The organism is Variovorax sp. W1I1 (assembly GCF_030815625.1).
Classification (GTDB): domain Bacteria; phylum Pseudomonadota; class Gammaproteobacteria; order Burkholderiales; family Burkholderiaceae_C; genus Variovorax; species Variovorax paradoxus_C.
In genome coordinates, this window is record NZ_JAUSWZ010000001.1 from 3419606 (window position 1) to 3430904 (window position 11299).

At 65.0% G+C, this 11299-nt stretch carries 9 protein-coding genes; 3 read left to right on the forward strand and 6 right to left on the reverse strand.

Translation table 11 applies throughout. The features are described 5' to 3' along the window. Positions 1-3: 3 nt before the first annotated feature. The gene (locus QFZ83_RS15985; protein ID WP_307508008.1) at positions 4-1506 is read left to right on the forward strand and encodes an ATPase domain-containing protein; all 1503 of its coding nucleotides are present in this window, start codon (positions 4-6) and stop codon (positions 1504-1506) included. Continuing rightward, entirely contained in the window at positions 1503-3074 is a 1572-nt protein-coding gene (locus QFZ83_RS15990; RefSeq protein ID WP_307508010.1) for an ATP-binding protein, read from the forward strand. The genes QFZ83_RS15985 and QFZ83_RS15990 overlap by 4 nt, the downstream gene beginning before the upstream one ends. A gap of 13 nt (positions 3075-3087) precedes the next feature. Here the strand turns inward: QFZ83_RS15990 and QFZ83_RS15995 are convergent, their stop codons facing one another. Beyond that, complete coding sequence (locus tag QFZ83_RS15995; RefSeq protein WP_307508012.1) at positions 3088-3306, reverse strand: hypothetical protein; 219 nt, start codon at positions 3304-3306, stop codon at positions 3088-3090. Between the two features lie 53 nt (positions 3307-3359). On the opposite strand from QFZ83_RS15995, the gene QFZ83_RS16000 reads away from it, so the two are divergent. Then, positions 3360-3485 carry a hypothetical protein gene (locus QFZ83_RS16000; protein WP_307508014.1) on the forward strand — a complete coding sequence of 42 codons (126 nt, stop codon included), beginning with the start codon at positions 3360-3362 and terminating at the stop codon, positions 3483-3485. Between the two features lie 284 nt (positions 3486-3769). Here QFZ83_RS16000 and QFZ83_RS16005 read toward each other — a convergent pair whose 3' ends face one another. The 5 genes from QFZ83_RS16005 to QFZ83_RS16025 all read right to left on the reverse strand — a co-directional run bounded on the left by QFZ83_RS16005 (position 3770) and on the right by QFZ83_RS16025 (position 11062). Further along, positions 3770-4054 (reverse strand): hypothetical protein, encoded by a 285-nt coding sequence (locus QFZ83_RS16005; protein ID WP_013542019.1) that lies wholly within the window; start codon positions 4052-4054, stop codon positions 3770-3772. Positions 4055-4563: 509 nt separating this feature from the next. Further along, the gene (locus QFZ83_RS16010; RefSeq protein WP_307508017.1) at positions 4564-4905 is read right to left on the reverse strand and encodes a hypothetical protein; all 342 of its coding nucleotides are present in this window, start codon (positions 4903-4905) and stop codon (positions 4564-4566) included. Between the two features lie 575 nt (positions 4906-5480). After that, the gene (locus QFZ83_RS16015; RefSeq protein WP_307508019.1) at positions 5481-6392 is read right to left on the reverse strand and encodes a formate dehydrogenase accessory sulfurtransferase FdhD; all 912 of its coding nucleotides are present in this window, start codon (positions 6390-6392) and stop codon (positions 5481-5483) included. Positions 6393-6400: 8 nt separating this feature from the next. After that, positions 6401-9274 (reverse strand): formate dehydrogenase subunit alpha, encoded by a 2874-nt coding sequence (gene fdhF / locus QFZ83_RS16020; RefSeq protein ID WP_307508020.1) that lies wholly within the window; start codon positions 9272-9274, stop codon positions 6401-6403. Beyond that, positions 9275-11062: an NADH-ubiquinone oxidoreductase-F iron-sulfur binding region domain-containing protein gene (locus QFZ83_RS16025; RefSeq protein ID WP_307508021.1), complete on the reverse strand. Its 1788-nt coding sequence runs from the start codon at positions 11060-11062 to the stop codon at positions 9275-9277. Positions 11063-11299 lie beyond the last annotated feature (237 nt).

Sequence of the window (11299 nt, forward strand, 5' to 3'; positions counted from 1 at the left end):
ACGATGGAGGCCAAGGCATCACGCCTCGGGGGACGGAAAAGCGGCCTGCTGGGCATCGGCGTGCCAGGTTTGGACGACGTGCTGGGCGGGGGCATCGAGCCCAACCGCCTCTACCTGGTGGAGGGAACGCCGGGCGCCGGCAAGACGACCATCGCCCTGCAGTTCCTGCTCGAGGGTGCCAGGGCGGGCGAGTCGGTCCTGTACGTCACGCTCTCGGAAACCGCGAGCGAACTGGGCGGCGTGGCCAGCTCCCACGGCTGGGATCTGTCCGGCATTCATGTGCGCGAGATGCTTCCCGCGCAGGACAGCCTCCATCCCGAAGAGCAGTACACGATGTTCCATCCCTCGGAGGTGGAACTGAGCGAAACGACGCTGCGCATCCTCAGCGACGTCGACACGCTCAAGCCCTCGCGCATCGTGTTCGACTCGCTGTCGGAGTTGCGGCTGCTGTCGGGCACGTCGCTGCGGTACCGCCGGCAGATCCTCGCGCTCAAGCAGTTCTTCGCGGGCCGGCAATGCACCGTGCTGCTGCTGGACGACATGACCGCCACCGAGCACGACCTGCAGGTCCAGAGCATCGCGCATGCCGTGCTGCGGCTCGAGCAGCTCAACTCCGACTACGGCTCGGCGCGACGCCGCCTGCTGGTGGTCAAGTACCGTGGGCAGGCCTATCGCGGCGGCTTCCACGACTACAAGATCCATCGCGGGGGCCTGCAGGTGTTTCCACGGCTCGTGGCGTCCGAACACGCGACCAACGGACCGCTGGTCAAGATGCCCAGCGGCATCGCGGAACTGGACGATCTGCTGGGAGGCGGCCTCGAGAAGGGAACGAGCACCCTGTTCGTCGGGGCGCCGGGCACGGGCAAATCGTCGGTGGCCGTGCAGTTTGCCGTTGCCGCCGCCCGGCGCGGCGAATGCGCCGCGCTCTTCATCTTCGACGAGAGCGTCAATACGCTGCGCACGCGCTGCGCCGGCCTGGGAATGGACCTGGAGCCGTACATCGCGTCGGGCCACCTGCGCATCAAGCAGGTCGACCCCGCCGAGCTTTCGCCAGGCGAGCTGGTCCACGAGATCCGCCTGGCCGTGACCGAGCATGCCGCGACGGTCATCGTCATCGACAGCCTGAACGGCTATCTCAACGCCATGCCCGACGAGCGCTTTCTGATCGTCCAGTTGCATGAACTGCTCACCTACCTCGGGCAGGCCGGCGTGGCCACGCTGCTGGTCGGCGCGCAGCACGGGCTGATCGGCATGCAGATGCAGACACCGGTCGATGCCAGCTACCTGGCGGATGCGGTCGTCCTGCTGCGCTACTTCGAGTTCGAGGGCGAGGTCCGGCAGGCCATCTCGGTGCTGAAGAAACGCGGCGGCGCGCACGAGCGGACCATTCGCGACTTCTCGATGACCAGCAGCGGGTTGCATGTGGGCGAGCCCCTGCGCCACTTCCGGGGCATCCTGAGCGGCATTCCGGTGCCTATCGATGGCGTCACCGCCACCCCGCCGTGACGACGAACGCGACGGCCTCCACCATCACGCAAGAAGACACGCAACTGCGCGTCCTGCTCAGGACGGCAACTTCGAGGGACGCCGTGATGGCGACGGCCGTGCTCGAACGCGCCGGCATCGCCACCCGGGTCTGCGCCACGCTGCTGGAGCTGGTGCTGGAAATCGGCCGGGGTGCGGGCGCCATCCTGGTGTCCGAGGAAATGCTGTCGGGCGACGACGCCGCCGCCCTGTCGGACGCGGTGTCGATGCAGCCGCCCTGGTCGGACCTGCCGGTGCTGGTGCTTGCCCGCCAGGGCGCCGATTCGCGCGCCATCGCCGTGGCCATGGAAGGCATGGCCAACGTCACGGTGCTGGAGCGGCCGATACGTGTGGCGGCGCTGGTCAGCGCACTGCGAAGCGCCCTGCGGGCCCGGCGGCGCCAGTACGAGCTGCGCCGCATCCTCGATGACCTGAGCGAAGCCGACAAGCGCAAGACCGAGTTCCTCGCCACGCTGGCGCACGAGCTTCGCAACCCGATGGCGCCGCTGAGCACGGCGCTGGCCATCCTCACGCGCAAGCCGCTTACGCCCGAGGCCGCACTGCCCTACTACCAGCTCATGGGCCGCCAGATCGACCACATGGTGCGCCTGGTGAACGACCTGATGGAGGTTTCGCGCATCACCCGCGGGAAGATCGAACTCCAGCTCGGCGAGTTGAAGATCGACCAGGTGATCCGCGATGCGGTGGAACTCAGCCGCCCGCTGATGGACGCCGGCCGCCATCGGCTGGAGGTGCATGCAGCGGATGCTCCGCTGGCCGTCCAAGGCGACGGCGTGCGACTCACGCAGGTGTTCTCGAACCTCCTGAACAACGCGGCCAAGTACACACCCGAAGGCGGACGGATCGACGTGTTCGTCGAGCGCGACGGCACGAATGCGGTGGTTCGCATCCGCGACAACGGTGCCGGCCTCCCGCGGGACATGCTGGCGTCGATCTTCGACATGTTCGTGCAAGTGAGCGGCACGGCCAGGGCCGCCCAGGGCGGCCTGGGCATCGGGCTCACGCTGGTGAAGAGCCTGGTGGAACTGCATGGCGGTACGGTCAGCGCAAAGAGCGAGGGCCTCGGCCAGGGCAGCGAGTTCGTGGTGACGCTGCCATTGGCGATCGCGCACGACGCGGGCGCCGGGAAGCGCGCGGCACCCTCGACCGAGGCGGCCATCGCGCGGCACGACATCCTGGTGGTCGACGACAACCGGGACGCGGCGGAGTCGCTGGCGGCGCTGCTGGGCCTCCTCGGGGCGCGCACGGCGGTGGCGTTCAGTGGCGCCGAAGCACTGAAGATCGCAGAAAGTTTTCGTCCTTCGCTGGCGATCCTGGACATCGGCATGCCCGGAATGGACGGCTGCGAACTGGCCCGCAGGCTTCGGGCCGACCCGGCGCGCAGCGGGCTGACGCTGATCGCCCTCACGGGCTGGGGCCAGCCGGACGACAGGGTGCGCATTGCCCAGGCCGGCTTCGACCATCACCTGCTGAAACCCGTCGACATGGAAGAGCTGTCGATGGCGCTGCGACGGCTGGCGCAGCGCTAGCTGAAGGGTCGCTTCAAGCGCCGCTGAACCGGCGCAGCGCGCGGTGGCCGAGCCGGGTGAGTTCGGTCACCGTTGCCACCGGCACGCCGGCCTCGGCGGACCGCTTCGATGGAAGCACCGCCTTGACGCAGCCCTCCATCAGCAGGGCCTGTACGGCGGCAATACCTTGCGCGCCCGCGACGGTGGCGGGCAATCGCTGCGTGGAGAGGTAGTGCAACAACGTGTGGCGCATCTTCTTGAATCCCTGGACGCTTGATGGAGATGCGGAGCGCGGAGAAAGAAATCTTGACGACCTTCAGCCTCGAGGAACCGCTCGATGAGCGGGTGCAAAAGCAGATGCAGAAGCGACCTCTACCAACGCCGGAAGACCGTCAAGATTCAGTATCGTTCTCCAACCTTAAGCCGGGCTGAAGACCGGCTGTGCGTCATCGCAATCAAGGTAACTAGGTTAGTGATGCGACCGGTCTCCCGCCAGTGCCGAAAGTCATCTGCATCTGCATCCGGCAGCCTTCCTGATCGAGCCTCTTACAGATGCTGCGCGACGATCACCACTGCCCCGGCCAGCGAGATGGCTCCACCAATGACTTTTCTCAACGTCTTCATGCGACTCTCCAACAGCGAAGTGAGTCGTCATGGTGCCGCGTCTGCACCTGCCGCGGGTTTGACAATATTCATCCCCGGGATAGGGACGGCCCTCAGGTCGCGGAGGTCAAGCCCGGCTTGCGGTTGCCATCCAGCGAATACAGCTGGGGCCGGTCCTCCGCGAGGACGTCGGCGGGTCCCTGCTCCGCGCCGCGCGGCTGCCTATAGAGCTCGCTCTCGAGCCGCCTCACACGCTCTGCGTACATTCGCGCCAATGCGCTGTGATGCTCCGCCGCAGCCTGGTGTTCGATGCGGGCCATCTGTGCTTCCTCGAGCAATGCCGACGCCCTTTTGAGGTATGCGGTGTGGCTCGGACGAAACAAGAAGTCGAAGGTCATTTCATGCTCCTTGCCGCAAAAAGTGCGGTGAAGAGATGTTCCTCCCGCGAGCACCATGACGTCTGTCAGAGCGCACCTACCCCGGTTTCTGCAACCACTTTTTACCTAGCACATGGCCATGTCAGGTTTTCCATTTCCAATGGGGACAATGTTGTGGAAAACCATGTGTGAAGAGTTCAGGATCGTTGCCTGGCGTGGCCTGCAACACGGTGCCTGCAAAAGCAGCAGCAGGCGAAAAATATTTGGATGCGCCGCAGATTTCGTTCTTTGCCGGGCACAAAAGCGCCATCTGCTACAATCCGCCTCCGCCCGGACTTGCTCTGGGTGTTGCCTGGCCAGGCAAGCCGAGTCTCACACCGGCGCGTCGAAAGTCACTCCGACGAAAAAAATAACAGGTGGCTTCCGCAATTGAACATTTGCCGTAACCGTGGACCGCGTGAGAGTTCACGACCACATTCTCAAAAAAAAGCCCGCCTCGTGCGGGCTTTTTCATGGCCGAACGATTCGGGCTAGCCCGGGATTTCGCTCTCGAGTTCCCGCTCCGTCCCGCGCGGAAGCTCGGCCAGGAACGTCGACACGATGATGGCCGCGGCCCGATCCACCTCGAGCACATCGGTGATCCCGAACTTGAGCGAAGCCGTCTTGCCCGTGGAGCCGAGCGGCCTGCGCAACTCCAGAAGAACCTCGGCCGCCAGTTCACGATCGGTGCGCGCGCGGCCGTCCGGCCGCATCACCCACCGGTCGACCTGGTCGACCGGCATGCCGCGAAAAACTCCCACGACGGGGAAATACTGGAACCGCTCTTCATCGAGCCGGATCGGAATGCTGAAGCGGCACACGAATGTGTCCACCTCAGGTGACAGTTCATTCATAACTCCCATGAGACACCTCTTTTTGTTGCAAAGAGTGTGCTGCAGCGATCCGCACATTGGGAATGTGTCGGCCTGCGACATAAGGCACAAAGACACAATTACACAAACTTGATGGCCAAAAAATGGCATTAATTCACAGCCGTTAGGAAAGCGAAGCCCAAAAAAAACCCAGCACGCGGCTGGGTTGAATCTCTTCAAGTGCTGTCACACACAGAGAACTCGCAGTTCGAAGCGAGTCCGCAAAATCTAGGGCTTCGCACAAGCCGCCTTTGTCAGACGAGACCGACACTTCAGACTCATCTCCCATCCGAGTGGCTTTCGCGCCTGCCAAATACTTCACGTTTTTAGGTGTGTCCTACGCGAACAGCCTATTTTTGGCTTACAGCCGATAACAACTGCGCCACCGACGATCGAGGGGCTGTCACGCAACAGGGCCGCATAGAAGAAGAGCTCTCTGTTTCGTCCTTAGAGCGCCCTCAAAGGGCTCCTCGAACCCGCTTCGGCGGGTATTTTTTTTGCCCGTCAGATCCGTCCGATCTTCGTCCTGCCCGAACCTAGTCGGCGGCAAGGGCCTGCGCCGGCGCGTAGGGCATCGGATCGGCATCGAAGCGCTCGAATCCGCAGTAGCAGAGAAAGTGGCGACCGGCGGCGCGCCCGAACAGCGTCATGCCGAGCTTCCCTGCCAGCTCGTGCCCCATCGCGGTGACGCCGTTGCGCGAGACGATGATCGGCACGCCCATGTGAGCCGACTTCATCACCATCTCGCTCGTCAGGCGCCCCGTTGTGTAGAAGACCTTGTCTCCGCCGTCGATGCCATGGACCGCCATCCACCCGGCGATGGAGTCGATGGCGTTGTGACGCCCGACGTCTTCCACGAACACCAGCATCTCGGTTCCGCTGAAGAGCGCGCAACCGTGCACCGACCCTGCCTGCCGATGCACGCTGTTGCGCGATTTCATCAGTTCGAGAATGCGCAGCAGCGTGTCCTGCGCGATGCGCGCCGACTGCGACGTCGGCAGCTGGACGGCGCCGATCTGGGCCATTGCATCGCCGAAAACGGTGCCCTGCCCGCAGCCGGTGGTCACGACCCGGCGCGCGGTCTTCTCTGCGAGGCCGTCGATGCCGCGATGCGTCTTCACGGCCGCGGCGTCCACGCTCCAGTCGACATCGATGCTCTCGACGTCGCTCGCATGGCGGATCAGGTCCTGGTTGAGCAGATAGCCCAGCACCAGCAAGCCGGGCGCGGCGCCCAGGGTCATCAGCGTCACGAGTTCGCGCTTGTCCACGAAGACCGTCAACGGCCGCTCCGCCGGAATATCGATGTCGCGGCGTTCTCCGTGCTGATCGACGATCTCGATGCGGCGCAAGAGCGTGCCGCGCACCTGATTCAGCCGAGGCGCGTCGGCACGCCGGGGCAACTGGACCGCGTCGAAAGCCAGCGGCTCTTCGTCTTCAAATGTGGGCATGCGAAATCCTACGCCACCGCGGGTTCCGCCTCCGTGCTTTCGCGGCCGTAGCCCGTTGTCGGCGCCGGGGTTCCCCCCGCCGTGATGGCCACCGCGCAGTACTTGAATTCTGGAATCTTGCCGAACGGATCGAGCGCCGCATTCGTCAGCAGATTGGCGGCCGCTTCGTAATAGGCGAACGGAATGAACACCGCTCCCGTCGGTGTGCCGTCGTCGCGTCGCACGCTCAGCGCGACCTCGCCACGACGAGACTTCACGGTGATCACGTCGCCCGCTTCGACACCCAGCTTGCGCAGATCGCCACCGTTCATCGATGCAGTGGCAATCGGTTCGATCGCATCGAGCACGCTGGCCCGCCGCGTCATGCTGCCGGTGTGCCAATGCTCCAGCTGGCGGCCGGTGATCAGGACGAAGGGAAATGCCGCGTCGGGCCGCTCATTGGCAGGAATGATGTCCGCCGGCACCAGCTTGACGCGGCCGTCCTTCGTCGCGAACGTGTCGATGAACACGGTGGGTTGCCCTGGATCGTCCTCGGACAAGCAGGGGTAGGTCACGCTCTGCTCGCGTTCGACGCGTTCCCATGTAACGCCTTCGATGACGGCATGCATCGCCTGGCGCATTTCTTCGTAGACCGCCGCGACGCCGCACTCGGGACCTTCGTAGTTCCACGACAAGCCCAGGCGCTCCGCGATCTGCTGAATGATCCACAGGTCGGGCTTGGCATCGCCAGGCGGATTCAGTGCGCGGCGGCCCATCTGGATCATGCGATCCGTGTTCGTGACGGTCCCGGTCTTTTCCGGCCATGCGCTCGCCGGCAGCACGACATCGGCATACCAGGCGGTCTCGGTCATGAAGATGTCCTGGACTACCAGATGATCGAGCGAGGTCAGCGCATGGCGTGCATGGTTCAAGTCCGGGTCGCTCATCGCGGGGTTCTCGCCCATGATGTACATGCCGCGGACCTTGTGCGGATCGCTGTCCGGCGCAAGCGCCTTGTGCATGATCTCCACGACGGTGTAGCCGGGCTTGTCGTCCAGCGGCGCGTCCCAGAAATTTTCGAACCACGCGTGCACGCCCGGATCGTCCACACGCTGATAGTTCGGCAGCATCATGGGGATCAGGCCCGCGTCGCTCGCGCCCTGCACGTTGTTCTGTCCGCGCAGCGGGTGCAATCCGCTGCCGGGCTTGCCGATCTGCCCCGTGACACTCACGAGCGCGATCAGGCAACGCGCGTTGTCGGTGCCATGCACGTGCTGGCTGATGCCCATGCCCCACAGGATCATCGAGCCCTTGCTCGTCGCGAACTCGCGCGCGACCTCGCGAATCGTCTCGGCCGGAATGCCGCAGATCGGCGCCATCGCTTCCGCGGAATACCCCTGCACATTGGCCTTCAGCGCCTCGTAGTTGCTTGCGCGACGGGTCAGGAAATCGGCATCGACCAGGCCTTCGTCGATCACGGTGTGGATCAGCGCATTGAGCAGCGCCACGTCGGTGTCGGCGCGGAACTGCAGCGTGCGCCAGGCATGCCGGCCGATGTCCGTCACCCGCGGATCGGCAAGCACGATCTTCGTGCCGCGCTTTGCGGCGTTCTTCATCCATGTCGCGGCGACCGGGTGATTGGCCGTCGGGTTCGATCCGATCACCAGGATCAGCCCCGCGTGCTCGACGTCGCTGACCTGGTTGCTCACCGCGCCGGAGCCGACGCCTTCGAGCAGTGCCGCGACGCTGGAGGCGTGGCACAGGCGCGTGCAGTGATCGACGTTGTTGCTGCCGAAGCCGGTGCGCACCAGCTTCTGGAACAGATAGGCCTCTTCGTTGCTTCCCTTGGCCGATCCGAAGCCGGCCAGGGCCTTGAGACCATGCGTGTCGCGCAAGGACTTGAGCTTGCTGCCCGCCAGGTCGAGCGCCTCTTCCCAGGTCGCCTCGCGGAACACCTTGCTCCAGTCGGCCGGGTCACCGATCGCATCGGGGTCCTTGGGCACGCCGGCTCTGCGGATCAGCGGCTTGGTCAGCCGTTGCGGATGGTGTGCGTAGTCGAAGCCGAAGCGCCCCTTGACGCACAGGCGGTTGTGGTTCGCCGGACCATCGCGGCCGTCGACGCTCACGATGACCTCGTCCTTCACGTTGTAGGTCAGCAGGCAGCCGACGCCGCAGAACGGGCACACCGAGTCGACCTTGCGGTCCACCTCCTGGGCACCGATGTGGCTTTTGGGCATGAGTGCACCGGTCGGGCAGGCCTGGACGCATTCGCCGCAGGCCACGCAGGTGCTGTCGCCCATGCCGTCCTGCAGGTCGAACACGATCGCGCTGTCGTGGCCGCGAAAGGCGTAGCCGATCACGTCGTTGACCTGCTCCTCGCGGCACGCGCGCACACAGCGGTTGCATTGGATGCAGGCGTCGAGATTGACGGCCATGGCCGGGTGCGACAGGTCGGGCGCGGGTTGCGTCCGGCTGATGGCCGCCAGCGCGGGGCGGACTTCGACATCCATGCGCGATGCCCACTCGCTCAGCTCGCCATGCTGCAGCGTCTCGTCGTTGCCGATCCACTTGTGGCCCTTCTGCGGCATGTCCGACAGCAGCATTTCGAGCACCATCTTCTGGCTCTTGAGGGCGCGCTCGCTTTTCGCCTGCACCTTCATGCCCGCGACGGGCGCGCGGCAGCAGCTCGGCGCCAGGGTGCGCTCGCCATCGATCTCGACCATGCAGGAGCGGCAATTGCCGTCCGCCCGATAACCCGGCGTGTAGCAAAGCCGCGGAATCTCGACGCCGTGCCGATCCGCCACCTGCAGGATCGTTTCGCCCTCGTAGCCCTGGACCGGCTTACCGTCGAGTTCGAACTCGACGACGGCGGGCGTCAGGAGGGTTCCTTCGCGTGCATTCATTCAAAGCACCTCGTGGGGGAAATATTTCTGGACGCAGCGAACCGGATTCGGTGCCGCCTGACCGAGCCCGCAGATGGACGCGTCGACCATGACCTGGTTCAGGTCCTCCAGCGTGGCATGGTCCCAATTGGGTTCCGCCATCAACTGGGCCGCCTTGCCGGTACCGACACGGCACGGCGTGCACTGGCCGCAACTCTCGTGCTCGAAGAAATGCATCATGTTCAGCGCGGCGTCGCGGGCCCGGTCCTTCTGGCTCAGCACGATGACGGCGGCCGAGCCGATGAAGCAGCCGTGCGGCTGCAGCGTGTCGAAATCGAGCGGAATGTCGCTCATGCTCGCTGGCAGGATGCCGCCCGACGCTCCGCCGGGCAGGTAGGCATACAGGTCGTGCCCCGGGAGCATTCCGCCGCAGAACTCGTCCACCAATTCGCGCAATGTGATGCCTGCCGGCGCCAGCTTGACGCCAGGCTCCCGCACCCGGCCGCTCACGCTGAACGACCGGAGGCCGTGGCGTCCGTTGCGGCCGAAATCGCTGAACCATGCCGCACCACGCTCGACGATGTCGCGCACCCAATAGAGGGTCTCGAAGTTGTGTTCGAGCGTCGGCCGGCCGAACAACCCGATCTGCGCGATGTAGGGCGGCCGCATGCGTGGCTCGCCCCGCTTGCCTTCGATGCTCTCGATCATCGCGGACTCCTCGCCGCAGATGTACGCGCCCGCGCCACGCCGAAGCTCGATGCGCGGCAACGCACAAGGCGGATTTGCCTGCAGCAGTGCGAGTTCGCGTTCGAGGATCGCGCGGCAGCCGTGGTACTCGTCGCGCAAATAGACATAGCAGGCGTCGATGCCGACCACTGTGGCGGCGATCAGCAGTCCTTCGAGGAATCGATGAGGGTCACGCTCCAGATAGGTTCGATCCTTGAACGTCCCGGGCTCGCCTTCATCGATGTTGACGGCCATCAGGCGCGGCGCCAATTGCTGCCGCACGATGCCCCACTTGCGCCCCGCGGGAAAGCCCGCGCCGCCAAGGCCGCGCAGGCCGGAATCGGTCATTGTTTTCAGTACGTCGTCTGCCGGCCAGGCGCCGGAGGCCACCGCGGCCGCGAGCTGATAACCACCGCGCGCTCTGTATGCCTGATAGCCGACATAGGCAGGTGCCGTTTCTTCTGGCGATGAGGTGATCGACACCGGTCCCGCCGCTGCGGCATCGAATGTCCCGTCGTCGGTAGGCAACCCGTGCGCCCTCGCGTCCTGATCGACTGCTGCCTTGACATTGGCCGCCGTGGCCCTGACCACGGGGGCCTGGCCGATCACCGCCACCGGCGCCTGCTCGCAGCGCCCGACACAAGGTGCCGCGATCACCCGCACGTCGGCGCCGAGAATTGCCGGCAGGCGCTGCAAGAGATCGCGGGCACCCGCCAGTTCGCACGAGAGCCCGTCGCAGACGCGCACGGTCAGCGCGGCGGGCTGGTCGTCGCCGCGAAGCACTTCGAAGTGGTGGTAGAAGGTCGCCACTTCGAAGACCTCGGCCATCGGCAGATTCATTTCCCGAGCGAGCGCAACGAGATGCCGGTCGTGCAGGCATTGCCACTCGTCGTTGAGGCGGTGCAGATGCTCGATCAGCAGGTCTCGCCTGTGCGGCCCGGGTCCGAGCAGCGCCTGGACCTCTTCGAGTGCCACGTGGTCGGGTTGGCGTCCCTTGAGCTTGCCCTTGCGGCGTATCTGACCGCGGAGTTCGTCCAATGTGGCTAGTCGCACCGGTTCAGGTGCGCGCATGGCTGTGGTCATGGCATCGGCGAAGCGATCAGGCCTCGCAGCAGTGGGTGGGGTTAAAGGTATGTGGGATCAACATGACGCCAGCGGCGGCACATTCCGTGTGTCGGGCGCGGACAAGTCCTGCTTGGCCACCCGGTTGAGTGACGATGCTGATGGGCGCCCGAGGCCAGGTCATTGATCGTGGTCAACTTATTGCAGCACGGCGATCGGGCGAAACCCGAAGCTCGCCATGCTGCGGAGTTGCCTCGG